The sequence below is a fragment of the Pseudoalteromonas sp. Scap25 genome (assembly GCF_013394125.1).
In the GTDB taxonomy this organism is placed as follows: Bacteria; Pseudomonadota; Gammaproteobacteria; order Enterobacterales; family Alteromonadaceae; genus Pseudoalteromonas.
Window position 1 is genome coordinate 406051 of record NZ_CP041328.1, and the last position, 24118, is coordinate 430168.

Annotated in this window: 25 protein-coding genes; 6 read left to right on the forward strand and 19 right to left on the reverse strand. The window is 39.9% G+C overall.

The annotated features are described in order from the left end of the window. Positions 1–142 precede the first annotated feature (142 nt). Positions 143–1000 carry a DMT family transporter gene (locus FLM54_RS17230; protein WP_178957097.1) on the forward strand — a complete coding sequence of 286 codons (858 nt, stop codon included), beginning with the start codon at positions 143–145 and terminating at the stop codon, positions 998–1000. Positions 1001–1059: 59 nt separating this feature from the next. Here FLM54_RS17230 and FLM54_RS17235 read toward each other — a convergent pair whose 3' ends face one another. The 3 genes from FLM54_RS17235 to FLM54_RS17245 all read right to left on the reverse strand — a co-directional run bounded on the left by FLM54_RS17235 (position 1060) and on the right by FLM54_RS17245 (position 4126). Next, the gene (locus FLM54_RS17235) at positions 1060–2010 is read right to left on the reverse strand and encodes a patatin family protein (protein ID WP_178957440.1); all 951 of its coding nucleotides are present in this window, start codon (positions 2008–2010) and stop codon (positions 1060–1062) included. A 237-nt stretch (positions 2011–2247) separates the two neighbouring features. Continuing rightward, entirely contained in the window at positions 2248–3237 is a 990-nt protein-coding gene (locus tag FLM54_RS17240; RefSeq protein ID WP_178957098.1) for an LLM class flavin-dependent oxidoreductase, read from the reverse strand. A gap of 142 nt (positions 3238–3379) precedes the next feature. Next, the gene (locus FLM54_RS17245; RefSeq protein WP_178957099.1) at positions 3380–4126 is read right to left on the reverse strand and encodes a siderophore-interacting protein; all 747 of its coding nucleotides are present in this window, start codon (positions 4124–4126) and stop codon (positions 3380–3382) included. A gap of 103 nt (positions 4127–4229) precedes the next feature. On the opposite strand from FLM54_RS17245, the gene FLM54_RS17250 reads away from it, so the two are divergent. The 3 genes from FLM54_RS17250 (at position 4230) to FLM54_RS17260 (ending at position 6388) form a co-directional block, all read left to right on the forward strand. After that, the gene (locus tag FLM54_RS17250; protein WP_178957100.1) at positions 4230–4649 is read left to right on the forward strand and encodes a MarR family winged helix-turn-helix transcriptional regulator; all 420 of its coding nucleotides are present in this window, start codon (positions 4230–4232) and stop codon (positions 4647–4649) included. A gap of 81 nt (positions 4650–4730) precedes the next feature. Continuing rightward, entirely contained in the window at positions 4731–5144 is a 414-nt protein-coding gene (gene umuD / locus FLM54_RS17255; protein ID WP_010388819.1) for a translesion error-prone DNA polymerase V autoproteolytic subunit, read from the forward strand. After that, the gene (locus FLM54_RS17260) at positions 5132–6388 is read left to right on the forward strand and encodes a Y-family DNA polymerase (protein WP_178957101.1); all 1257 of its coding nucleotides are present in this window, start codon (positions 5132–5134) and stop codon (positions 6386–6388) included. The genes umuD and FLM54_RS17260 overlap by 13 nt, the downstream gene beginning before the upstream one ends. Here the strand turns inward: FLM54_RS17260 and FLM54_RS17265 are convergent. The 5 genes from FLM54_RS17265 to FLM54_RS17285 all read right to left on the reverse strand — a co-directional run bounded on the left by FLM54_RS17265 (position 6385) and on the right by FLM54_RS17285 (position 8631). Then, positions 6385–6840, reverse strand: a complete 456-nt coding sequence (locus FLM54_RS17265; RefSeq protein WP_178957102.1) for a hypothetical protein — start codon at positions 6838–6840, stop codon at positions 6385–6387. The genes FLM54_RS17260 and FLM54_RS17265 overlap by 4 nt on opposite strands. 443 nt (positions 6841–7283) lie before the next feature. Then, positions 7284–7802, reverse strand: coding sequence for a DUF4240 domain-containing protein (locus tag FLM54_RS17270; protein ID WP_178957103.1), 519 nt, complete (start codon positions 7800–7802; stop codon positions 7284–7286). Further along, positions 7799–7993, reverse strand: a complete 195-nt coding sequence (locus FLM54_RS17275) for a YwbE family protein (RefSeq protein WP_008468098.1) — start codon at positions 7991–7993, stop codon at positions 7799–7801. The genes FLM54_RS17270 and FLM54_RS17275 overlap by 4 nt, the downstream gene beginning before the upstream one ends. A 137-nt stretch (positions 7994–8130) precedes the next feature. Further along, entirely contained in the window at positions 8131–8418 is a 288-nt protein-coding gene (locus FLM54_RS17280) for a hypothetical protein (RefSeq protein WP_178957104.1), read from the reverse strand. Positions 8419–8424: 6 nt separating this feature from the next. Further along, entirely contained in the window at positions 8425–8631 is a 207-nt protein-coding gene (locus tag FLM54_RS17285) for a hypothetical protein (RefSeq protein WP_178957105.1), read from the reverse strand. A gap of 101 nt (positions 8632–8732) precedes the next feature. On the opposite strand from FLM54_RS17285, the gene FLM54_RS17290 reads away from it, so the two are divergent. Further along, positions 8733–9536, forward strand: coding sequence for an ion transporter (locus tag FLM54_RS17290; protein WP_178957442.1), 804 nt, complete (start codon positions 8733–8735; stop codon positions 9534–9536). A 37-nt stretch (positions 9537–9573) separates the two neighbouring features. Here FLM54_RS17290 and FLM54_RS17295 read toward each other — a convergent pair whose 3' ends face one another. Next, positions 9574–11532: a methyl-accepting chemotaxis protein gene (locus FLM54_RS17295; protein WP_178957106.1), complete on the reverse strand. Its 1959-nt coding sequence runs from the start codon at positions 11530–11532 to the stop codon at positions 9574–9576. A 137-nt stretch (positions 11533–11669) separates the two neighbouring features. Then, positions 11670–12809, reverse strand: coding sequence for an aspartate-semialdehyde dehydrogenase (gene asd / locus FLM54_RS17300; RefSeq protein WP_178957107.1), 1140 nt, complete (start codon positions 12807–12809; stop codon positions 11670–11672). Positions 12810–13076: 267 nt separating this feature from the next. Here asd and FLM54_RS17305 point away from each other — a divergent pair, with 267 nt between their 5' ends. Further along, positions 13077–13496 (forward strand): hypothetical protein, encoded by a 420-nt coding sequence (locus FLM54_RS17305; protein WP_138606472.1) that lies wholly within the window; start codon positions 13077–13079, stop codon positions 13494–13496. Positions 13497–13549: 53 nt separating this feature from the next. Here FLM54_RS17305 and FLM54_RS17310 read toward each other — a convergent pair whose 3' ends face one another. The 9 genes from FLM54_RS17310 to FLM54_RS17350 form a co-directional block, all read right to left on the reverse strand. Continuing rightward, on the reverse strand, positions 13550–13897 hold the full coding sequence (locus FLM54_RS17310) for a hypothetical protein (RefSeq protein ID WP_178957108.1): 348 nt from the start codon (positions 13895–13897) through the stop codon (positions 13550–13552). Between the two features lie 276 nt (positions 13898–14173). After that, complete coding sequence (locus FLM54_RS17315; RefSeq protein ID WP_178957109.1) at positions 14174–16897, reverse strand: TonB-dependent receptor domain-containing protein; 2724 nt, start codon at positions 16895–16897, stop codon at positions 14174–14176. A gap of 72 nt (positions 16898–16969) precedes the next feature. Next, positions 16970–18577, reverse strand: coding sequence for a hypothetical protein (locus FLM54_RS17320; protein WP_178957110.1), 1608 nt, complete (start codon positions 18575–18577; stop codon positions 16970–16972). 314 nt (positions 18578–18891) lie between these two features. Continuing rightward, complete coding sequence (locus tag FLM54_RS17325) at positions 18892–20220, reverse strand: lipopolysaccharide assembly protein LapB (protein ID WP_178957111.1); 1329 nt, start codon at positions 20218–20220, stop codon at positions 18892–18894. Between the two features lie 37 nt (positions 20221–20257). Further along, positions 20258–20863: an energy transducer TonB gene (locus tag FLM54_RS17330; RefSeq protein ID WP_008111498.1), complete on the reverse strand. Its 606-nt coding sequence runs from the start codon at positions 20861–20863 to the stop codon at positions 20258–20260. Between the two features lie 6 nt (positions 20864–20869). Further along, complete coding sequence (locus FLM54_RS17335) at positions 20870–21280, reverse strand: ExbD/TolR family protein (protein ID WP_008111500.1); 411 nt, start codon at positions 21278–21280, stop codon at positions 20870–20872. A gap of 53 nt (positions 21281–21333) precedes the next feature. Beyond that, positions 21334–21861, reverse strand: coding sequence for a MotA/TolQ/ExbB proton channel family protein (locus FLM54_RS17340; RefSeq protein WP_008111501.1), 528 nt, complete (start codon positions 21859–21861; stop codon positions 21334–21336). Positions 21862–21864: 3 nt separating this feature from the next. Then, positions 21865–23232, reverse strand: coding sequence for a MotA/TolQ/ExbB proton channel family protein (locus FLM54_RS17345; protein ID WP_138570563.1), 1368 nt, complete (start codon positions 23230–23232; stop codon positions 21865–21867). A gap of 10 nt (positions 23233–23242) precedes the next feature. Beyond that, positions 23243–23995: a DUF3450 domain-containing protein gene (locus tag FLM54_RS17350; protein WP_138606484.1), complete on the reverse strand. Its 753-nt coding sequence runs from the start codon at positions 23993–23995 to the stop codon at positions 23243–23245. Positions 23996–24118: the final 123 nt, after the last annotated feature.

The window sequence follows — 24118 nt, forward strand, 5'->3', positions numbered from 1 at the left end:
ACTTAAACACGAAATAATAAAGCAAGCTCAAGCAGAGCGTAGGTTAAATTACGTCATAGCAAACAATAACACCGTCTTTTTAGCACATTTTTAAAAAGCTACATTGATACACTCAGTAAATAGTATTTACGGAGGGTAATTAATGGCAACACACATAGGTTTTTTAGCAATATTTTCGTGGGGGCTTTTAGCTTTACTAGGTAATTTAACCAAAGCGCTCCCTGCTTTTCAGTTGCTTTTCATGTGCTTTGCACTCTCTTTTATTATTTTATTAGTAAAGCGTTTTGCATCAAAACAGCCTTTATTAACCCCTCCTAAGCTTTCTAAAAAACAAATGATAATAGGTGTTACTGGTTTATTTGGTTTTCACTTTTGTTATTTTATGGCTTTAAAGTACGGCCCCTTAATAGAGGTAAGCTTAATAGTGTATCTTTGGCCATTATTACTGGGTGTATTTGTGGCTACCCCTGGGTCTAAATTTAAAGCAATATTAGGCGGATTACTGGGGTTTTTAGGCACGCTTAGTTTAATTACCGATGGCAGTGGATTATCTATCAATAGTGAGTATTACTTAGGGTACTTTTTTGCAGGTTGCTGCGCGGTACTGTGGTCTAGTTATTCTTATTTAATGTCGCAATTTGATAGCCATGTAGATGACATAGGCTGGCTTTCACTTATTGTGGCAGTGCTTGCCCTTTTTGCACATTTTTATTTTGAAACAACCGTTATTAGTTTGTCTGTTTCACAATGGCTATGTGCTATTTTATTGGGATTAGGCCCAGTGGGTGGTGCATTTTATTTATGGGATCATGGCTTAAAATTTGGTAACCGATCGCTATTAGCCTCATTGAGTTTTTTAACGCCGGTGCTCTCTACCTTTATTTTAATACTCGCCTCGCAGACTCCCTTTAGTTGGTCAGTATTTATAGCTTTAGCGCTTATTTTATTAGGGGCGGCGATTAGCAATAAAAGGCCATCGATAAGTTTAAAAAAAGCATAGTTTAATTTTATCAACGCTTAAACTTAAGTGGTAATTTAAGTTTAAGCGTTGATACACAGCTACATGGCGTAGCTGTGTGCATAATCTACTATACGTGTATTTTGGCTTTTTAAATAAGCGCGGCCTGCTTTTACACCTAGTTTATGATCAAAGCGTAAATCATCATTAGAGCTGCCTAACAATTTGCTATGTAGCTTTTCGTTAGCAAAAATTTGAATAATTTCAGCATCATCTGGGGGATTAGCAATAAATTCAAGCTCGTCTAGGTATGCTTGCTCGTGTTGAATCAAGTAATCAAGTGTTTTTGGGCAGTAGCCCGATGCACATGCAAATGTTCTAAGCTTTTGAACCCATGCAGTTTGCGCTTGAAAATTCTCATCAACGGTTCTTATTACCACGATTTTTCGTGCGCCACGGTTATAAGCTTCGCGTACAGGCAATGGCGCAGCTAAGCCGCCATCTAAATAAAAATCTTCATTCGATTGCTCTGCAGCTAAATGTGCTTCGTTTGCCGCTTTTGAGCCTAACCAAGGAGTGAGTTGAACACCTTGTTTATACAAAAAAGGTAAAGCACTTGACGCTTTTAATAGCTCTCGCCAGTGTTTGCCATCGCCAGTAGGAGATAAATAATACGGTTTACGATCACGTGCATTGGTTGTAGTGATCAGTAGTTCTCTATCACCAAGGCTATTTTTTGCCGTTTTAAAGTCTAATGCTCTATTAACCTCAGTGGTTTTTTCGAAATACCAGTCTAAGTCAACAATGTGTTTACCCATTAGGCCTCGACCTAACTGAAAAAAACGTTTATGACGCGAAAGCCCTCTGATCAAGCGTTTTGCGTAGCCTTTTTGACGCGCTAAATAACTGGTTAAATTTTGCGAGCCAGCAGAGGTGCCTATAAATAAATCAAACGGGTCGTAGTTTTGCTCTAACCACGCGTCAAGTACACCGGCTGTAAATATCCCTCGCTGACCTCCACCTTCAGCAATCAATGCAGTTTTGGGGTGCATAGGCTTATTGAATGTGTGTGGAGCAACATTTATTTGAGATTTCACGGTGTACCTCTTAGTTGTTAACTTAACGGAATATGGTTTTATTTTAACGTGCTTGATTAAATCCTTAAAACAGATTAATTGAATAAGTTCGATTGAAAATATAAATCATTTATTTGTACTCAATCTTTATTCGATTCTCTATTTGGTTATTAGTGTAACTATGGTTGCGTGTACGCTTGCTTAATAAACAGCTTAGTTCTTTATTTCCATTAGTATTTTTAACGCACGATGACGTTTTTCATCGTCATATAAATCGTTGGTGAATATAAGCTCATCGACCTCTAATTGGTTCACGATCATTTCTAATTTGTGTTTAATACTCGCTGGCCCACCAGTAACACTTAATCCTAAAAAGCTCTCAACATGAGTGCGCTCTTGTTCGCTCCATAAGCCCTCCATTGTTTCAACTGGGGGTTTTAACCACAACTCATCGCCTCTGATTAACGACAGTACCCGCTGTTTTGAAGTGGTTGATAGATATTGTGCTTCTTCATCTGTATCGGCAGCCACTAAAGGTAATGCCAACATTACATAAGGCTTAACTAATACACTTGATGGTTTAAATTCTCGTTTATACAAGGCTATTGCATCATGTACAAAACGCGGTGCAAAATGCCCCGCAAATACATAGGGTAATCCTTTTTGCGCTGCTAACTGGGCACTAAATAAACTTGAGCCTAACAGCCAAATAGGTACATTAGTGTTTTCACCGGGTATTGCTCGTACACGCTTAGCCCCATCGTATGGGCCTAATAGTGTTTGTAACTCGCTTACTTCATTAGGAAAGTTTTCAGCGCGGCTAATGTCGTTATTTAAGGCGCGACTTGTCACCGGATCGCTACCTGGTGCGCGCCCTAGCCCTAAATCAATTCGACCAGGATACAAACTCTCTAAGGTGCCAAATTGCTCAGCCACAACTAAAGGCGCATGATTAGGTAACATAATTCCACCCGACCCTACGCGTATTTTTTTAGTGTTGCCGGCTATGTGCCCTACTAAAATTGAAGTGGCGGCACAAACAATCCCAGGCATATTATGATGCTCGGCTAACCAAAAACGGTTAAAACCTAATTGGTCTGCTTTTTGTGCGTAGGCTGTACTTTTGTTTAAGGTGTCACTAACCGTGGCCCCTTTTTGCATAGGCGCCAGTTCAAGTAATGAAAAAGGGATAGTTGATAACAAAGCAGCATCTCCAAATTAAATAGCGACTTATGACGTGCTAGCCATAAATAATAAATCTAAAGTAAGAGATGGGTGTACATTACACCAATTCAAGGCAGCTTATCTTGAAACGCTAAGGTGTTGCGATTGAGCGACAAAAAAGCTAGCTACTTTTAGCTGCAGTTTGTTGGCGGTTTAGTTTATAGGCCTCTGAATCAAGGCCTTTTTTCCAATAACCCGATGAAACAATCTGACTGCGAGGTATCGCTAATTCATCAGTTAATACGGTTTTTGCTTTGCGTACTAATCCGGCCTCTAGTGCCATAAATACAATAGGTTGTTGCTCACTAAGCGGCACCGATTTTAATGCGTTTATCACATCTGTATCTGGTTTATGTGTTATTAACCAAGTTACATCTCGCGGCGACTCTAAGCTGATCACATCATCTTTTGTTGGTGCATGAATAATCGCGTCAATTTTTGCGTTTTTAGGCAGATGTTGCACGTAGCTTTTAATTGCATTAACCGAAGTTAAATCGCCAAGTAGTATGTAATGTGGGTGTTCATAGTTATCTAGCTTTTTAGGGCCTGGCCCCGCTATACCTACCTCATCGCCTACTCTTGCTTCTTTAGCCCAATTAGTTGCGGGACCTTGGTGCATATTAATTACAAAGTCGAGGGTAAGTGCGCCGGTGTGCTCATCAACATGCCTTATAGTGTATGAACGCATACATGAAGTTTTAATATTATAATCAACGCGGCCATTTTGGGGAATAAGTACCTTTACGTAGTTACCAATATATTGAGCGCTCAAGTCGTTAAACTCATCGGAGCCAACAATAATACGTTGTAAATGTGGGGTTACTTGCTCTGTGCTTAATACTGTTGCTTTGCGTACTTTTTTACCCATATAAATTTACCTCATTAAAAAAGATGAATTGCACAACGCTCCATTGGTTGATAAAATCAACTATATCAATTTAATTGACTTTGTCAACCATTATGGATTCCCTATGCATATCTCATTGGCCAATACATTATTTGCTTTAATGCAAAATTATCGCGTTACCATACGTGAGGCGATTAATGCGGGCGAGCTTGGATTAAACGCAATGCACGTACGCTGCTTTCATATTATTGCAACAACAACTCAGTGCACTGCAAACGATATTGTTAATCAAACTCAGCGCGACAAAGCCCAAATAGCACGCTTAGTAAAAGAGCTACTCGCATTAAATTTGATTAACAAAGATGCCAGTGACCACGACAAGCGCTGTTTTATTTTGTCATTTACCCCTGAAGGTCGCACGCTTTATGACAAGCTATTAGCCGCCGAAGAGCAAGTAAATACGCAAATGTGTAAAAACTTAAACTCACAGCAAATCAATGACTTTTTACATACTGCCCAACAAATGATCAAAAACATGGATTGATCCGCCATTCATTACTTGGCATAACTGATACAAAACGCATATACTGTACACTTATACAGTATATGCGTTTTAGGTTGTGTTATGTTTGTTATTCCCATTTATATAGAGGCCGGTGTTTGCGGGTTTGAATCGCCTGCAGCGCAGTATAGTGAGTTAGGAATATCACTCGACGAGCTATTAATAAAACACCCTGATGCCACCTTTATTGGCGTTGCCTCCGGATGCTCTATGCAAGAAATTGGTATTTTTGAGGGCGACTTACTGTTAGTTGACCGTGCTGAAATTCCCAAAGATGGCGATGTTATTGTGGCAAACTTAAATGGTTTATTTGTATGTAAGCTGCTAGATAAAACTAATGCGCGGCTGCTCTCGGCTTCTGCTGCTTATAAGCCCGTGCAATTAACCGAGTCTGATGAATTTCAGCTTGAAGGCGTGGTAACCCGCTCAATTAGGTTGCATCGGCAAAGCCCTGAGATACTTTCATGTATGCCTTAGTTGATGCGGTTGCTTTTTATGCCAGTGCTGAAAAGGTATTTGACCCCGCAATTCGTTCAAAACCAGTTGTGGTGCTTACCAATAACGATGGCTGCGTATGTGCGGTATGCCCTATTGCCCGTAAGCTTAATATTCCTAAATTTGGCCCCTATTTTAAAGTAAAGCAATTACTAGCAAAACATCAGGTGGTGGTGCGCTCATCTAACTACGAACTATACGCTAATTTAAGCGATAGAATGATGAACGTTATTGCTCGCTTTTGTGATACCCAGCATATTTACAGTATTGACGAATCATTTTTGCACTTTAAAGGCTATCAGCCATTAATTACTGATTGGCACCACTACGGACAGCTAATTAGACGTACAGTATGGCGCGAAACCAAACTCCCTGTTGGGGTTGGCTTTGGGCCAACACCGACCTTAGCCAAAGCCGCGAATCATGCTGCTAAAAAACTAGCTGGCTTTAATGGGGTTGCCGTGATTGATGATGAAGCAAGCCGACAAGCTATTTTACAGCAAATGCACTGCCAGGATGTATGGGGAGTGGGCAAACGTATAGCTAAAAAGCTGGCGCTAATGAATATTAATACCGCATGGCAGCTGGCTGAGCAAAGTCCAAAAACAATTCGTCGCCAATTTAGCGTAGTGCTTGAGCGTACAATTAACGAACTCAATGGCATTACCTGTTTAAACTGGGATGATGTGCGCCAAGACAAACAAGCTATTTTTTCAACGCGTAGTTTTGGCCAGCGCCTTAGCGATCCTGATGCAGTGAGAACCGCATTAATAAATCATGCCAGTGTAGTTGCACAAAAATTAAGAGCGCAACAGTCGCTAACTCATCGTATTTATATTTTTGCTGCCAGCTCATCACATGAGCAAGCCTTTTATAAAAAGTCAGCTATGCATCAATTTGACCCGCCCACTAACGATACCCGTGTTATAGCAAGTGCAGTATCAAAGAGTTTTGAGCAGATATATCAGCCGGGTATTCGTTTTTATAAATGCGGAGTGGGTGCATTAGAGCTTAGCCCACAGCAGTTTCAACAACATACTTTATTTGAGAAACAAACCGATAACCCGCAGTTAATGGGCTGCTTAGATGCGATAAATCATCGCTTTGGGAAAGGAATGCTTAGCGTAGCAAGCAGCCAACTAAATGAACGCTGGCATATGAATAGAGCTTTTTTATCGCCGCAATACACAACCCGTTGGCGCGATATTCCTAAAATACAGTGTTAGTCAGCAACTTTAATAAATTCGCATTCTACACTTGGGTTATCTAAGGTGTATTTAAGGGTGCTATCGGTTAAAAAAGTAATGGTTTGTTTAATGGTTCTTTCGTGAATTGGATTATCACATCGGCTCATACGTAAACCATTTTCGAGGCCATTAGTTTTGTATTTAAGTGAGCTGGTAATAAAACAATAATTAGGCTTTTGAATAGTACGAGTGCCATTGTGTAATGAGTTAAACAAAATCTCTTTACCTAAGCTAAAACCTTGCTCAGGATCTTCAGGGTTATTAAATTGCAATCGACTATTAGTGCACAAACCCGAGTTACTTGAGGTAACTTCGTAATTACCTAGCTTAGTTTTTAATAGTGGAATAAAGCGAGTTTTATTACTTGGGCCTGCCACTGCGTAGCAGCTAAAAAGGCTTATGGTAAGTAAAACCAGTGTGAAACATTTCATTATAAGCTCTATCCTCGTGTATCAACCATGATCAAGCACTGTGACGATGCTTAGCTATTTCTAACTATAACAGAGATTTACTATAAAAGATGCGAAGTCGTATTACTATGAGCAGCTGCGCAAAAACTAACTTAAAATACGTAGCTAACAACAAATAAGATTAAACTAGACGTAAGCTTTATTACATAAAGGGGGAAGAAAATGCATTACTTGTGATTAACCTGAACTCTGGTTAAAAGATTTACTAACATGTTGAATCAAAAAATATTTTTACCTACTTTTCTCTAGCTAGAAATTTTTAGTGAAAACAAGGCGAAATTACGCGTCAATAGCTAGCCTATTGCAAGTAAACTCAAAGCAGTTAGCGCTGAAAATAGCTGCTTGAGATGAATTTATTATCCGCAGTTCAGGTTAATTAAGTAATGCATTAATAACACGCTGAGTTATTGCCAATACTTAGCAAATAATTGCGGGTAATTTTGTTTTAAAAACTTAGGTTTGTCTTTAAAGCGCTTACCTTTAGGTTGGTCAAGCCCTGATGGGATAAAGGATAACTCATCGTCGTTACGCTCTTCATATAACAAACCTGCAATTAGGTCATACTCATCTAAATACGGATAAGGTTGCTCGTTTAAAAAATAAAGCGGCGTGCACTGAGCCAGGCTATCTGGGTTTTCTAGTGCAGCTTTAAATACGGCTTCACCACGAGAAATTAACCAACAACGAAATTCTGAAAAACCATATTCATCATTACAGCCCGCCATAACAAACGCGGCACCAAATAAGTCCCAGGTATAACTTTGACGCATACAAATACTAAACTGCTTATCAAATTCAATTAATTGCTCATCTGATAAGTCACTCAGTGCCGACTTAAGCAATTGGCACACTGAGTCAGGCTCTGCGGTTTTATCTTCAACTGTAACCAGTCGCCAAAAATCAGTTAAGGTTAACTCACTCATGCAATGATCTCTTTTACCCGACCCACTTGGCCGTCTTCTAATTGTACTTTTATTCCGTGCGGGTGATTAGGTGACTTGGTCAATAAACGCGACACGATACCATTGGTTAAAGTACCACTGCGTTGATCTTGTTTAAGCACAATATTAACCTCTGTGCCTGGCGTTATTTGTGAGCGTGTTGGAACGGCCATATTTAATCTCTATTACAATTTTTTGCGATTATAGCCTGCTTAATAGAATCTCTCCATATTAAAGCTTTTACTAAGACCATAAATGCCAAATACAGCTTAAAATGAGGGATAATTAAACAAAAACACAGTACCTATTTTTACTGCTTAAGAAATGAAATAGCATTGTTTTTTATATGGATATTTAAACTAGCTAATGCATTACAAATAAGCTGCACAATGTAATCTAGCTGATTATTTTGTTTAGCCTGCTCTAGTGCAATAGCATCAATAAAATAACAACTTACAGTAAACTTAGAAGGTAAATTGTTTAAATCAACCGAGTGAGTAAGAAAGCTAAAGCCCTCAACGTTATCTTTTATTTGCTCGCAAGCAATTGTTAATTGTTGACGAATACGTTTATCTAGCTGCTTTTGGGTTTTGGTCATGGTTTATTACTGCTCGGCGATTTGTTGTTTTTTAAATTCTTTGTAGCTGTCTTGTTGTTGTTTAACACATTCATGGTATTCCTTGTCAGCCATATGGCTGCATTCATCTAATCGGGCTGATTGAATTTCATGATAGCGGCTATCGCTGCTACACCCTGTTAACACTGCGATTACCGATAACGAAAGTAGATACTTTAAGTTATTATTTAGCATTCAAAATTCCTTATTATTTTAACCGGAAAACTACTGATTTTCGTTATTTTTGCTGTATATTGCACTGGTTTTGTATTTATAACCGTTAAGGGCACGTTATGATGTTGTCGCAGTTACAAGAGCTGTTCCAGCGTATCGATAAAAGTAAATTATTTCAATCATTTGTTATTGCAGTTATTGTGGTTTCTGCACTGACCGTGGGCGCACATACCTATTCTTTGCACCCTACCGCTGAGCTATTTCTGCATTGGATGGATATAGGCATTACGGTGTTTTTCTTAATCGAATTGGTTATTCGTTATATTGCCAGTAAAGGGATCAAAGACTTTTTCTCCAAAGGCTGGAACATATTTGACTTCATTATAGTGATCGGTAGTTTATATCCTGCTGCAGGTTCGACTATTTTTATTGCTCGACTGCTGCGCATTTTCCGCGTACTACGTTTAGTGTCTATGATCCCAGAGCTGCGCTTATTGGTAAACTCACTAATAAAAGCCATCCCGCAAATGGGCTATATCGCGCTGCTAATGTTTGTGATTTTTTATATTTATGCTGCCACAGGTAGCATGTTGTTTGCTGAAATAAACCCAGTACTGTGGGGCGATGTCTCTATTTCTATGCTTACCTTGTTTAGAATCGCCACCTTCGAAGATTGGACCGACGTGATGTACGAAACCATGGCGGTGTACAAATTAAGTTGGATTTTTTACTTAACCTTTATCTTTTTAACGGCATTTGTATTTTTAAATATGATGGTGGGGGCTATTTTAGAAGTAATGAGTGAGGAGCATCGCAATGCACGAGAAGAGCAAGCCGAAACTGACTCACTACCCGCAACTCAAGGCCAAGTAAACGAATTGAAGGCGCAACTGGCAGAGTTAAAACAATTACTTAAGAATAAGTAGCAGATTGAATAGGGCAAGTATGTACTTGCCCTATTATTTATACTTTAAACTTGCCAACTAAGTCCGTTAACATTAAAGAAAGACGGCTCATTTCATTACCGTTCTCGCTGGTGCTAACAGCAATATCGCTAACCTCATCAGCCGAATTTTTAATTTCCGTTACGTTTCGGTTTATGTCTTCAGCTACGTGTTGCTGCTCTTCTGCAGCAGTCGCTATCTGGGTGTTTAAATCACTAATATTAACAATAGACGCCGTGATCTCGCTAAACTGTTGTTGCGCCGAGTGCGCAAGTTCTACAGTTTTATTCGTGGTTTCTATGCTGCGTTCCATGTCTTTAGACACTTTAGACGACATAGTGCGTAATTTATCAAGCTGCGATGCTACTTCTTCGGTCGACTCGGCAGTACGTTGCGATAACGCACGAACTTCATCTGCAACCACGGCAAAACCACGCCCATGCTCACCAGCTCGCGCAGCTTCTATGGCTGCGTTTAAAGCCAATAAGTTAGTTTGCTCTGAAATGCCGCGAATAACGCTTAAAATCGACATAATATTTTCGCTTTCACTATCGAGCTTAGTAATGTCTGCTGAAGCATTATTTATTACATCGCACAGCTGAACCACACTTTCTACGGTTTGTGTAATAACCGATTGCCCCAAGTCCGATGCTTGCTGTGTTTGAACCGCTAAATCCGCCGCATTCGCACAACTGCTAGACACTTCATTAGCAGTAGCAGCCATTTCATTAATAGCCGTTGCCGCCATTTCTAAAGCTTGTTGTTGTTGACTGGTAGAGCTTGTTAATTGCACAGCTTGAGATGAGGTTTGCGATGAGGTTTTGCTAACATTTTGTGCGCATTCATTAATTTGCGTCACCAACTCACTGATCAGATTTAAAAATAAGTTAAAGCTGGTGGCTAGTTTAGCGGTTTCATCCTTAGTTTTAATTGCTAAGCGCTGGGTTAAATCACCGCCACCCTGCGATATTTCAGTTAAGCCATCACTTACCTCAACAATAGGAGCGGAAATAAGCTTAGAAATATAACTCGCTATCGCAATAAACACACCAATTAACACAGCACTAATAATTAAAATGGTGTAAGCCATTGCATTGGCCGCGCTCATTACCTCGGATTTTTCAACCACCCCAATAAACTTCCACCCTAAAATGGGAGACGTGTAAATATTGGCCATATACTGTTTTCCATCAATATCGACATCAAACAGGCCTTTGTTGTTTTTAGCTAAATCGGCGTATTTTCCGCCCTCAATATCAGCTAGGTTTTTAAATCGGTAATCTGGGTGCTTCACATCCACCAGCACACTGCCGCTGTCTTCAATCAACATTAAGTAACCTGTTTCGCCTAATTTAATATCGGCAATAATATCGGTAAGCCCGCCCAATGAAACATCCATCCCTTGAGCACCAATTAACTTGCCGTTATCAATAATGGCTTTGACCGTAGATACAATCACTAAATCATCAGCGGCCCAGTAATAAGCATTAGTACGGGTTGTTTTACCGTTGGCTTGTTTAGCCGTTTTATACCACGGGCGCTGGCGAGGATCATAATTAGCGTTTACGTTTCCCATAGGCCATTGAATATAACCACCTTGTTCATTCCCCATGTAAATATAAGCAAGCCCAGGGTGAGTCTCACCAAAATGATTAAATAAACTGTAAGCAGCTTGCTCCGTCGGACTTTGGTTAGGGTGATCAAGCATTACCTTAGTGCCAACATTCATATGGGTTTTTATGTTTTCACGGGCATTTTTAATCGTTTGGTGGGAGGCTAAGTAATCTACATTTTTAGCAATTTCAGCAAAAAACATAGTAATTGCATTATCAACTTGGCGGGCTTCACGTTCACTTAACTGAGAAAAATTATCAAGTGCTTGCTCTCTAGTTTGTGAAATAACTAAAGCAGCTATAATTAATAACGGCAAGGCAATTGCAGATGCAAAAGAGAGCTTTAATTTTTTTGATATATTCATGCAATTAACCTCTAAAAACACTCTTAAGAATATAGTGTGGCTAAAGGGGTTGAGCAAGAAATAATATGAGAATATTTCGAAGAGGCAATAAAAAAGGTTAGCAATTAGCTAACCCTTTTACTTGGCGAACTAGAAAGTTATTCACCGTCTACAATAATTCGTAGCATCCGGCGAAGTGGCTCCGCTGCACCCCATAACAGCTGATCGCCTACGGTAAAGGCGCTGATGTATTTTGGTCCCATAGCGAGTTTACGAATACGGCCAACAGGAATACTTAGCGAACCGGTTACTTTAACTGGGGTTAAGTCGGTGCTGGTAACGTCGCGCTGATTAGGAATTACTTTAACCCACTCATTGTGCGATGCTAAGATTTCTTCTATTTTCTCAACGCTAATGTCTTCACGTAATTTAATTGTCATCGCTTGGCTATGACAACGCATAGCACCAATGCGTACACATAAACCATCAATAGGTACTGGCTGCTTAGAAGAGCCTAAAATTTTGTTCGCTTCAACCTGTGCTTTCCACTCTTCTTTAGACTGGCCACTTGGCATAGGCACATCAATCCATGGGATTAAGCTACCCGCCAGTGGTACACCAAACTGGTCTTGTGGCAAATCACTCGATGCCATTTTTTCGCTGACTATTTTATCAATTTCTAAAATAGCTGAACTTGGATTATCTAATTGCTTTGCAACACTCGTATGAATAGCACCCATTTGGGCAATAAGCTCTTTCATATTGCGCGCACCGGCGCCCGACGCTGCTTGGTAAGTCATTGGGCTTACCCATTCAATTAGGTCGTGCTCAAATAAACCGCCCAGTGCTAGCAGCATAAGTGAAACCGTGCAGTTACCACCTACAAAAGTTTTAACGCCTTGCTCAAGCCCTTGCTCAATGACATCTTTGTTAACAGGGTCAAGTACGATAATACTGTCGTCGCTCATACGCAGCGCAGAGGCCGCATCTATCCAATAGCCATCCCAACCCGATTCACGTAATTTTGGGTACACCGCATTGGTATAATCGCCACCCTGACAGGTAACAATAATGTCCATTTTTGCAAGTTCAGAAATATCACTAGCATCTAAAAGCGGTTTAGCAGGACCAGCTAACTCAGGACCAAGTTGACCTGCCTGTGAGGTGGTGAAAAAGGTGGTGTCGATATGTGCAAAATCATGTTGTTGTTCCATTCGCTCTAGTAATACTGAGCCTACCATGCCGCGCCATCCGACTAATCCTACTTTTTTCATTGTTTGTTCCACTGTTTGATTCATAAAAGGAGCCTATACATTAAAAATTAAAAATTCATTGCGTGAGATTTAATTTTTACAGCCTTAAACTAACACCACCAGCACGCTAAAACTAGTGAATAAAGTCTAACTCAAATTTTTTTCATAATGTAAAAAATGCAAAAGCATACAACGATTATTTTAAACTTTAATAAAAGCTTAACCTTGTTGAAACCTGTATTTACCAAGCTTAGAAGGCACATTGAAAAAAGAGGTTTTGTGTAATTCTACATTCAACTAAAGGAAAAGATAATGAAGACACTTACTTTCGCTCTACTCGCTTTAAGCTCAGCATCACTTAATGTATTTGCAGATACAACGCTTTCAGCAAACACAATGGCATTTAAAGAAAATGAAAAAGTATATTTTGAACGCGCAGAAATAAATGTGGAAGAGCGACAAGGCGTACTAGTCAATACTGCAACAACTTATTACAGCCCAAAGGTATGGATAAATGGACGCTTAGAGCAGTTTTTTGTAGGCTCTACAAATGGAAATCAATTTTGTGAAGAACGTGGTCATAACCAAGAAATTTCAGGAAGCACAATCACTTGTGGGGAAGATGAAAGCGCTTATGGTAACTTTGATTGGTATAACCAATTATGGACAATGAAAAGCACCGGTAGTAAAAACCAATGCTACCAACTTTATGCAACTATAAAGTGTCAGTAAAATATTCAATTGTAGCCCTATGCTAATTATAGGGCTACAAACAATTTAGACCATTAGATGCGATGAACTGATCCTATATAGTCAGTAATGCTATCATTACAACTGCGCGCATCATCACCATTAAACTCCTCGAGTATATAAATTTTTACAGGCGTTTCTAAACCTTTTGCTTCAGCAAGCTTTTCTAAGATCTGGCCAAATTGATTATCTTGATAAGCTAAGGTTAACTTGTCATTAGCCAAGTGAGTAATACTATTAGTTGTCTTTACAATTACCTGAGAATGATTTAGTTGAATATCATCGACAATAACAGAACATGATCTTGCAGCTAGAGCATCATTCGCAAAACCAAAAGAACCAAATATAACAACTGAGCTAATAACCTTTCTTATTAAATTCATGGATATTGTTCCTTTTAAAATAAAATTATAAAACTTAATTACAGCCTGTTAAATGTAAACAACAATCATGCTTTATTTGTTAAAGAATCATTAAAGTTAAATGATTTAGAGGGAGTATGTGTATGAAGTGAATGATGCTTAAGATAAAAGAGAATTAAAAAAACTATTTATATAAAAAATATTAAACTACAACTACGTTTAAAACTGAGATACTAAAAAGCCCTACATATAGCAGGGCTAAGGGTTGTAACGGCTTATTTTAGTCGTTCGAGGGCTTTAAAACTCGTAGCTAAAGCTGACGCTCAGTTCTCTAGGCATTTCTTGAGAACGAATTAACACATCATTTTGTTCTACTTCAAAGTTTTGTCCCAACATATTCTTCACTTTAAGTGTTAATGTGGTATTAAACGTTGGGTAGTAACTATAAACCATGTCTAACGAGTTTAAAGGTTGTTCGTAAGCGTCATCAAAGTTGTTAACACCCGCAGCTAAAATACGGTCACCAAATACGTTATAAATAACTGAAGCTTGATGCATGCCATCATGCGAATCGTAATTCAATTGTAGGTTGGCAACATACTTTGAGTGGCCAGTCATACGTCGCTTTAGATTTGTAAGGTCGGCGCGCTGTTCTTGTGCAATTTCAACTTCTGAATCACTAACCGTTAAATTACCAGAAGTAAAAAAAGCACCACCCAATAAATCACTATGCAACTCAGTTAACCATTCAGCTTCTATACCGTAAACATAGGCTGTATCTGCATTGTCAAACTGCAGAGTAAAACGGCCGTCACTTTCGGTTAATAATGCTTCGATTGGATTATCTATATCTTTATAGAATGCGCCAACTGAGTAGTTATCACCATTGTCCATATAAAATTCGATACGTGCATCAAAGTTATCTAGGTAACTAGATTCCAAGAATGGATTACCAAGCGTTCGATAACCAGTCAACGGATCTTGGAATTGAACAGGGCTTAGCTCACGCAAATCAGGACGAACAACCGTGCTGCCATAGCCAAAACGAACTTGGTACGACTGCTGACTATATGTCATAGATAATGAAGTAAAATACTCATCTTCCATCACACTTGCTTGTTTTATCGCATCTGCACTTAATTTATCTGCCAATAAAGCAGGATCGAATGCTGAGCGAGAAAAAGCAAGGGCAACTTGGCGGAAGTCCTCGTAACGCACACCACCACTTAAACGCCAATCTTGAGCAAAAGTGATATCAAAAGAGCCGTAATAAGCATCAATCATTTGCGCTGCTAGGTAATCATCGGCTGTAGGTTCTTGAAACAATAACTCTACATCCGTTGAATCGATAACAGCATCATTAGCAAAGAAACTACCAATTGACAGCGCTTCTTCTTCACTTTGTGCTAAATCTAAAGACTGTGTTTGGCTGAAGCGATAGTTAAAAAAGTCTGTGCGGTAATCACGCGTTTTTTCAACAAAATAGCCGCCGCCCGCGATTTCAACTTCGGCGTTCTCAAAGTAAAAAACTTTGTTAACATTAACGCCCCAGTTTTCTACATCGTCTTCTAGCTCAACAAATCGATACAAATAAGGATTACCACCTAAGCTGCCATTATAAAAAGTACGTTGATATTCGCCATCGGCGTACTCATCACGCACCGTTACTTCAAGCTCGCCAGGTATACTCGTCGTCGCTGTTGAATCAGTGTATTGCCAATCTACACCCACACCTTCAAGAAAACTCCACTCTAAATTGTGCATTCCACGAAGTTGAAGTATTTCAAGTTCCCGTTCCTCAAAAGAGGTTAAGTGGCTTCGCTGTAATTGCCCAGCATCAATGCTTAATGACTTTGAAGGCTCTTGGTAAAGCGCAACAGAAGCTTCATCTTCAGTATCTCGTAGCATCATATAGGTGGCTGTTAAATCATGGCCGCCAATTTTATAACCTAAATTTAGAGAGCTATTTAATTTTATATTATGCTTTGTTGATACTTCTTTCTCTGTGGCAGAGTAACAAGTAAAGTCATCTTTTGAACATTCAGATTCAGATGCGTCAACAGAAGAAAGTACTGCGCTAAACTTCTCTGCATTAGACCATTCATTTTCATAAGCAACTGATGCTAAGAAGCCAAAAGAGCCATCTAAACCAAATAAGTTATCAAATCGGTCGCCATAAACAGCTTTAATGCCTGCATCAGGGTTTAAGCTTTCTTTTTCTAAGCCAAAATCTCTTGGTAGTGCTTTTGATAAACTTTTATTTAAGTCTATTGCAGCTGCTTGACCAATATCAGCCCCCTGACGTCTTGACTCCACATCTCTTATATTTCTGTATGAAATATCAGACAAACCATTAATATAGGTATTTAGCGCCGTTTTAACGGCTCCTGGTAAGGCGCGTGTACCATCGTCTTTACCTAACCAGTCATCACTGCCGCCATTATATGTATAGCCTTCATCGTTTGTATCTTTATAGCTAGCACCAATCTCAACTTTAAATAAAGTATCACTTGGAATGCTTTTCGTCCTGATATTAACGTCACCACCACCAAAAGCCGCAGGCATATTAGGTGAATAGGCTTTTTGAACAGCTAAAGATTCAATAATACTTGATGGGAAAATATCAAGTGGTATTACATTTCTGGTCAGATCTGGGCTTGGAACAACTGCGCCATTTAAACGCACGCTTGAGTAACGCTCACCTAAACCGCGTACATAAATAAACTTATCGTTAACTAAAGATAAGCCTGTAACACGGCGAAGTGCTGAAGCGGCATCGCTATCACCCGTTCTAGATATTTGCTCTGAACCCATTATATCAGCAACAAATGCCTGATTTTTACGTTCATCAATTACGGCACTAGCACTGCCTTTGAGGCGTGTACCTGTTGCAACAACTTCTTCTATCGCTTCTTCATTGATTATTTCTTGTGCCTGTTCAGCGAAAGAATTAAATGAAGAAAAAAGGGAGAGCAGAGATAACGTTATTAGATTAGTTTTAAACTGCTTTTGATGTTTCATATTTATATCCTCTAAACCTAAAATTCCCTTAAAAAAGGCGCCAGAGCGCCTTATAATTAGAGCCGGTCTAGATTAATTACTAGCGCGTTGTAAAGATGCAGCTACAAAATCAGCCCATTCACTTGATTCACCTTCTTTAAGTGCACCAATGTAGCCTGCGTTAGTGAAGAAAGAGTCAACTTCACTCATGTCTTTCGCTGTTGTAGCTACCGCAGTACCTTGTGAGTCTGTAATAGTTGCTGCAGTTGAAACACCATCCGCACCAAGCACATTTGCAAAATCAGCAAAACCAATCAGCTGGTTATTTTCGCCACCAGTAAACCAGGTATTGATATCAAAGCTTGCTAACGCACCGGTTAAAGGAGTATTTACGTCTTCAAAATTCTTACCACACGCAAATATTGAACTCATAAATGCGATATCACCGTTGTTTGCATTGGCATGCACACCAGCATCTCCTGATTTATCTTTTTCATTATATAAATCAAAACAGCCAGCACCATCTACAGATGATGAGTTTACAAACAACATGTTAGCTAATTGCGCTTTACCCCATTCTTTCATTTCCATACCGGCACCAGTACGACGCCCTTCAGCACCTTGATCACCAGTAGTAACAACGGTTGCATTAGCAATAGTTGGGTTAGATACAGTCGTTACTAAATCTTGTGCGTCTGCAGATAGTGGATCAACTTTTGCGCCATCTGTTTCAAATCCATGATTTCCATATTCATTTGAACGTACAAGAATGTACTGTCCGTAACCTTTCCAACCCTCATCCCAGTCAATACCGTCATCACCAGTATCAGTAACAACAATATGTTTAAGATTAACGCTACCACCAAAGAGCTCTATACCATCATCAAAACCATTATGTACATGAACATAATCAATTGTTGTGCCTGAGCCAACAGCATTTAGTGTTAAACCATTTAGCTCATCACCTTCAACGCCAAATCCTGCATACTTAATAACAATATGCTTTAATATACCGCTACTATCTTGCGGGTCATTACCACCGTAATAAGATACAATACCTTCAGCTGAGTGATTACACATGTCTTGTGCCGCAGCTGTCGCTGTACAACGAATAGAATGACCACGTCCATTTACCTGAACGCCACCCCAATCCCCAATTTGAGCGGTTGTTGAATCATCACCATCAACTTCTTTAATGCTTGTGAAAATAATTGGCTTATCTACTTCACCAATTGCTTCAATATTTGCACCACGTGCAATACGAATAAAACTCTCTGGCTTGGTAAACGCAATGGTAGCGCCTGCTTCAATAGACAATGTTGGGCCATTAACATCAATAGTAGCGCCTGTAGATGTGTCTACATCGTCACCTATAAATAAAGCACCTTCAAATACATGGGCACCGCCATCGTCTAGCGCAGGGATAACAAAAGAGCTAGTAATTTCTTTTGCATTACTTGCAAATGCTTGGCTGTATAAGCAGTTTACGCCTTCTGCTTCACCTGTAAATGTAGCTCCATCTAATGTGTATGTGGCGCAACTTACAGTATCGCCACCATTATCACCACCTGGGTTAGTCACTGAATTGTCTACACTGTTATCAACTGTCGTAGGTGTAACGTTAATATCTCCACCGCCACAACCAGCAAGTGTTATTGCTGTAGCCACTAAGCTGATTTTGAATAAGCCAGATAATTTCATTGTTCACTCCGTAAAAGTATTTAATTATTGTGTTAGCGCATTAAGTAATAACTTAAGTCACTTTAAGGCACGATACTCATGCATTAAGGTCACTTGAGTTATCGAATACGAAGTACAATACGGGAGTGTTATGACAATGAAGTTACACTTTAATAAACATAAAATGACAATGTTAATTAACTAAAAATCAATAGGTTGCTTTAAAAGTGCACGCAAAAAAACCACACAAACTTAATGTTAGTGTGGTTTGAGTAGTGCAATTATGAAATGGTTTTTAGTGCGTCAATTAAGAACTAATAATCGCACTATAAAAATTAAAGTAGTGCTGTTTTTAATGTTTGCGCATGCACTTTTTCGCGTTTTACATATTTGATCCATTGCTGGGCTAAACGTTGTGACTTTTTGTGCTTTTCGGCTTGTTCAAACGCCAGGATAGACGCATCAAAATTTTGTAAATTGTATTGCGCCATTCCTAAAGCAACAAACGCATTTGATTCGAAATCAAGGCCGCCTTTATCCAGCGCCATTCGTGCTGCATCAGCAGCTTCGTCATACTGCTCTGTGTTTACATACACTTCAGCTAAGCGCTGGTCGTATTTACCATGCTCCGAACGCTCTGCAGCTTTGGTAAAGTAACTAATCGACTTAGCATCTTCTTTAGCTTGTACCATGGCCTCGGCTACAAAGGCATAATTTTTAGCCGTAGGTTCAGCAATGCCCTGCTCTATTGCTTTACTCATTACACTGGCGGCTTTGTAGGCAAGCTGATTATATAAATATACCTGCGCAAGCTGTCTTAGGTCAGATTTAGAGGTTAAAAATCCTTGCTGGTAAGCTGCTTCTAAAATACTAAGCTGCTGTTTTTCTTGCCCAGTTTCACCATACATACCGGCTAATTGCACCCAGTACTCAGGTTTATTGTAAAGCTTTACCATACGCTCAAGTACGCTCACTACTTTATCGGTTTGGTTAAGTGAGTAATACATAGCACGTTGCAGTACCAGCCAGTTTTCTTTTGGTACTTTGCCATTGCTATCACTTAAGTTAATGGCTTGGGTAATGTAACTTAGGCCTTGCGCATAGTCTTTTAATTGATAGTAGGTTTGCGCTCTTAATAAATAATACGCATCAGTTTTAGGCTTTGTATTAATGGCATCCCATTTGTCTAAAAATGCAATCACCTTTTTGTAGTCGCTGTTAGCCATTGCAAGCTGCGCTAAACTGAATGTCGTGCTCAAACGCAATGTTTCTGGAATGCCATCTTCTGCAATCACTTTTTCAAATGAGGCAATCGCTTTTACAAGGTCGTTTTCATTGTAATAAATAAACCCATAAAAGTTATGCATCATCGCAATTTCATACGAATTCATACTTGATGAGCGCGCTTGTATGCTGTCAAGCGCGTCTAAACCCGCTTTACTGTCGCCATCATCCGCAAGTTTTTGGGCGCGTGCTAATTGGCTGTATACCTTTTCACGAAGTGCGGGCACTCGTGTTGTTTTTTGTTGTTCAGCGGCCTGTACTGTCGCCAAATTTACACCCGGAAGTACACTCAATGCACTTGGTGTAACAACGCTGGCACTGATTGCAACAGTGCACAACATGCTAAGCTTTAATAGCTTGGTTGTTAGTTTTAATTTCATAATTGCCTCACGTTCACTCTTTACTTACTTAACAGAATTAACCATTAATTTGGAAAGAAATTTTATTTTGCACACCGGCTACTTCAACGGCTTCGCCATTAACAACGCGCGGTTTATATTTAAACTTAAGGGCCGCATCCATCGCTGCTCTGTCAAACAGTGACTCTGGCTCGGCTTTAATAACTTGTGGCTCTTTCACTGTGCCTTGCTTGGTCACTGTAAACTCAACAATGACATACCCTTCAATACCACGCGATAACGCACGCCTTGGGTATACCGGTGCCACTTTTACTATGGGTAAATACTCACCATCACTGGTTTCTAACGCTAATCCACCCGCTAGATTTACATCAGCATCGACATTGGCAGCAAAATCAAAGTTGTTGCTAGCAGCGTTGTTATCGCTACTTTGCATTTGTGGCGATTCCATTGGCGGTGGTGGCTCTTTAGGTGTTGGTGGCTTTTGTGGTTTGCGCTCCTTTTTTTGCACCGTTTCTTCTTTTTTCAAACGGACAAAATCCAACACATTCCCTTTTGCAGGCTCCGTCATGGCGCCTTCTCCGCCGGTGATCAATGCCTGCATACCTAAAAACAGCATAAAGGTCACCACACCCGCTATAATTAACGCAAGTACATAACGCATCACTCGTTACCCTTCTTGAGCCGCTATTGAAACATCAAATACACCCGCTGCACGCGAGGCATCCATCACTTTTATCAAGGTTTCTGTAGTGGCTTTTTTATCGGCCTGAATAACCACACTGCCTTGTGGATTTTCAGCTTTTAAACGTTCAATGTTGGCTTGTACAGCACGTACATCTATTTGACGTTTATTGATCCAAATTTCGCCTTGATCTGAAATAGCTACTAATATGTTAGCCCGCTCTTTTTTAACAGCCGTTGCTGCTTCTGGGCGGTTTACATCAATACCGGCTTCTTTTACAAACGAGGCTGTAACAATAAAGAAAATAAGCATAATAAATACAACATCCAGCATAGGAGTCATGTTTATTTCTTCTGCTTCATCTTCTTGGAATAAATTACCTAATGGGGCTCTCATTTTACTTCTCCTAGAACAAGCGGTGATTATGTACACCGCTTTTCAATAATTATTTAGTGGTCTAACACCATAGTGTCTTGCAACAATTCAACTTCACGCTTTGCTTTACGCTGTAAATAGGTTGAGGCAAACACCCCAGATAACGCACCGACCATTCCTGCCATAGTGGGTATGGTTGCTTTTGATACACCCGATGCCATAGAGCGTGCGCTGCCTGTACCTGTAATGGCCATTACATCAAAAACTTCTATCATCCCTGTTACTGTGCCAAGCAATCCTAATAGTGGACACAGCGCTACCATTACATTAATCAACGGTAAGTTTGCATTTAATCGCATACTGGCGCGTGACACCATGGCCTGGCGTATTTGCTCTGCGTTCCAGCTGTTGCGTTCACTGCGCGTTTTCCACGTATTTTTAACGTCTTTTTTGTAGTGTCGATAGCCATTAAAAAAGTACATAAATCGCTCGAGTATCAATAACCACATCGCGAAAATTAACACGGCAATGACCAAGAGCACTTGGCCACCCGTGTCGAGAAAATCACGGATAGCATTGATTGAATCAATCAATAGCACCATGGTTTAAGCTCCTTTCTCGCTTCGCTCGGCAATAATACCTGCACTTTGTTCTTGTAAAATAAGCAGTAAGCCTTTTGAGCGAGTATTCAATAAGGTGTATAAAAACACCGTAGGGATAGCAACAACAAGGCCTAATACCGTAGTAACCAGGGCTTGCGAAATACCGCCTGCCATTAGTTTAGGGTCGCCAGTGCCGAATAAAGTAATTGCTTGGAAGGTATTAATCATCCCGGTTACAGTACCGAGTAAGCCCAGCAATGGCGCTACCACAGAGATAATTTTAATAAGCGTTAGATTACGGGTGATTTTTGGCATTTCGCGTAAAATGGCTTCGCTTAACTTAAGCTCAAGCGTGTCGTACGCCACATTAGGATATTGGTCTTTCACTTTCATGACGCGCCCTAGCGGGTTATCATCACGGGCTGTATCGTCTTTTAATTGACGGCGGATTTTTCCACCCATCAGCAGGAGCGATACAAAACGCTCTAACGCAATTAATAACGCTAATAAGCCAACGCCTAAAATAACGTAACCAACTGCACCACCTTGATGAACTTGCTCGCTGGTATCAGGGGCTTGTACTAACAAACCTAAAATTGAACCACCCGTTGGGTCAAGGGCAAACGGCACCACACCGGTGTTTGCTTGCTGCAAATCAGCCGCAGTCGCAGTAAAGCGGCTACTTGGTTGGCGAGTAAGCTGGCTAATGGTATTGGTAGAAGGCGTATACTCTAGGTACTGACCGTCACTAATAAGGTTAAATGCACCCACACGTACCACTTCTTTTTGTACTTTATTGCCACCGTCAACAATTACATCAGTATTGAAGCGGCTTACTTTTCCTTGTTCGGTCATTTCGCGTTGTAACTCAAACCAAACCTTTTCGATATCTTCAATAGACGCAAGCTTTGAGGTAGAACCCATTTTTTGCGCCAATTCGTCCATAAAAGTACTACGCCCAGGTAACTGAGCCGATACCACCGAGGTTGCAAACTTGTTGCTAGAATCTCCAGCAACTTGTTGTAGCACACCAAATAGCTCTTTTAATGAACCCATACGCTTTGATAAAGTATCGGTTAGGTTAGCTAATTTAATTTCGTTTTCTTCAAACTGCGTTTCTAAACGCTCTGACTCGCTAAGCATTTGGTTTCGTTTAGCTTGGGTGTTTTTCAGCATTTGCACTTGTTCATTTTGACGTGCTGCAAATTCTTGTTCGCGTTGTTTATTTTGTTCTGATTGCGCTGATTTACCCTGCTCTAACGTTTTTAATAAGGCATCTAAGTTCATTGGTTCAGCGGCACACATCGCACCTGAAAAACCTAAGCTGGCTGCAAACACGGCCATTTTTGTCATTTTCGTTAATAATTTCATGGTAAACCTCTTATTCTGCAGCATGAATTGGCAGTGTTAACATATCGGGGGCTAGTTGTTTGCGCGCAATGCGAAGCCCTTTATTAATTTGGCTAATGGTTGAATCAGGCAGTGCAACAAACGACTGTGACTGTTGATCCCAACTACCTGCTTGTTTGCCATCGCGGGTAAGGTAAATGAGTTCTAAACGGCCAATGCGTAAAAAATCAACTTCACGTTCTTTATTGTCCACATCAAGCAATGCGGTATACGCTTCAATAGTGCGTCCGTAATCAACTTCAACTTGATAAGCTTCTAAGACACGACGGAATTTTTCACTTGATGAAATATCAGCACGCTCCATCATTGCATTTAACGATTCAAGACGCTGCTTACGTTCTTGTTTTAAAAACGGCACATCTAAGGCAATAAACTGTTCAAGCCCGGTGATCATGCGAAGCATTAAAGGGGTTATTTGGCGCTCAATAATCGATACCTGATCCATTGATAAATTAAGCGATTCCATCTCTTCTATTTGGTTATTTAACTGTTTTGTCAGCTGTGCGTTATAAACGGCTAAACCATCTATTTCTTTATTTAGGGTTTTAAATTGCTGTAAACGCCCTTGCATTGAATCTGCAATCTTGTCTATTTTTGTTTGTGATTGCGCAGCTAAATTATTAATGTCGCTACTTTTATCAATTACCGTGTTTAAATCATTGGCGTGGACTGCTGCACTTGCGGCTACAATACCAGCTAAAATTAATGGTTTAACGCCTTTCATCGTATACACCTTTGCTCGTTAATTAGCGGATTTGCTAGTGTTTATTAGTCGCTTTAGCCTGTTTATGAAAAAACATTTTAAAGCGAGATAGTTTCAATGAGCGAAAGTGTATAGATTAAAAAT

Excerpts from the sequence above, each read along its gene's own strand:
- FLM54_RS17230 (WP_178957097.1), top strand. The coding sequence starts at position 143 with ATGGCAACACACATAGGTTTTTTAGCAATATTTTCGTGGGGGCTTTTA.
- FLM54_RS17235 (WP_178957440.1), bottom strand. The coding sequence starts at position 2,010 with ATGCACCCCAAAACTGCATTGATTGCTGAAGGTGGAGGTCAGCGAGGG.
- FLM54_RS17245 (WP_178957099.1), bottom strand. The coding sequence starts at position 4,126 with ATGGGTAAAAAAGTACGCAAAGCAACAGTATTAAGCACAGAGCAAGTA.
- FLM54_RS17250 (WP_178957100.1), top strand. The coding sequence starts at position 4,230 with ATGCATATCTCATTGGCCAATACATTATTTGCTTTAATGCAAAATTAT.
- umuD (WP_010388819.1), top strand. The coding sequence starts at position 4,731 with ATGTTTGTTATTCCCATTTATATAGAGGCCGGTGTTTGCGGGTTTGAA.
- FLM54_RS17260 (WP_178957101.1), top strand. The coding sequence starts at position 5,132 with ATGTATGCCTTAGTTGATGCGGTTGCTTTTTATGCCAGTGCTGAAAAG.
- FLM54_RS17265 (WP_178957102.1), bottom strand. The coding sequence starts at position 6,840 with ATGAAATGTTTCACACTGGTTTTACTTACCATAAGCCTTTTTAGCTGC.
- FLM54_RS17270 (WP_178957103.1), bottom strand. The coding sequence starts at position 7,802 with ATGAGTGAGTTAACCTTAACTGATTTTTGGCGACTGGTTACAGTTGAA.
- FLM54_RS17275 (WP_008468098.1), bottom strand. The coding sequence starts at position 7,993 with ATGGCCGTTCCAACACGCTCACAAATAACGCCAGGCACAGAGGTTAAT.
- FLM54_RS17280 (WP_178957104.1), bottom strand. The coding sequence starts at position 8,418 with ATGACCAAAACCCAAAAGCAGCTAGATAAACGTATTCGTCAACAATTA.
- FLM54_RS17285 (WP_178957105.1), bottom strand. The coding sequence starts at position 8,631 with ATGCTAAATAATAACTTAAAGTATCTACTTTCGTTATCGGTAATCGCA.
- FLM54_RS17290 (WP_178957442.1), top strand. The coding sequence starts at position 8,733 with ATGTTGTCGCAGTTACAAGAGCTGTTCCAGCGTATCGATAAAAGTAAA.
- FLM54_RS17295 (WP_178957106.1), bottom strand. The coding sequence starts at position 11,532 with ATGAATATATCAAAAAAATTAAAGCTCTCTTTTGCATCTGCAATTGCC.
- asd (WP_178957107.1), bottom strand. The coding sequence starts at position 12,809 with ATGAATCAAACAGTGGAACAAACAATGAAAAAAGTAGGATTAGTCGGA.
- FLM54_RS17305 (WP_138606472.1), top strand. The coding sequence starts at position 13,077 with ATGAAGACACTTACTTTCGCTCTACTCGCTTTAAGCTCAGCATCACTT.
- FLM54_RS17310 (WP_178957108.1), bottom strand. The coding sequence starts at position 13,897 with ATGAATTTAATAAGAAAGGTTATTAGCTCAGTTGTTATATTTGGTTCT.
- FLM54_RS17315 (WP_178957109.1), bottom strand. The coding sequence starts at position 16,897 with ATGAAACATCAAAAGCAGTTTAAAACTAATCTAATAACGTTATCTCTG.
- FLM54_RS17320 (WP_178957110.1), bottom strand. The coding sequence starts at position 18,577 with ATGAAATTATCTGGCTTATTCAAAATCAGCTTAGTGGCTACAGCAATA.
- FLM54_RS17325 (WP_178957111.1), bottom strand. The coding sequence starts at position 20,220 with ATGAAATTAAAACTAACAACCAAGCTATTAAAGCTTAGCATGTTGTGC.
- FLM54_RS17330 (WP_008111498.1), bottom strand. The coding sequence starts at position 20,863 with ATGCGTTATGTACTTGCGTTAATTATAGCGGGTGTGGTGACCTTTATG.
- FLM54_RS17335 (WP_008111500.1), bottom strand. The coding sequence starts at position 21,280 with ATGAGAGCCCCATTAGGTAATTTATTCCAAGAAGATGAAGCAGAAGAA.
- FLM54_RS17340 (WP_008111501.1), bottom strand. The coding sequence starts at position 21,861 with ATGGTGCTATTGATTGATTCAATCAATGCTATCCGTGATTTTCTCGAC.
- FLM54_RS17345 (WP_138570563.1), bottom strand. The coding sequence starts at position 23,232 with ATGAAATTATTAACGAAAATGACAAAAATGGCCGTGTTTGCAGCCAGC.
- FLM54_RS17350 (WP_138606484.1), bottom strand. The coding sequence starts at position 23,995 with ATGAAAGGCGTTAAACCATTAATTTTAGCTGGTATTGTAGCCGCAAGT.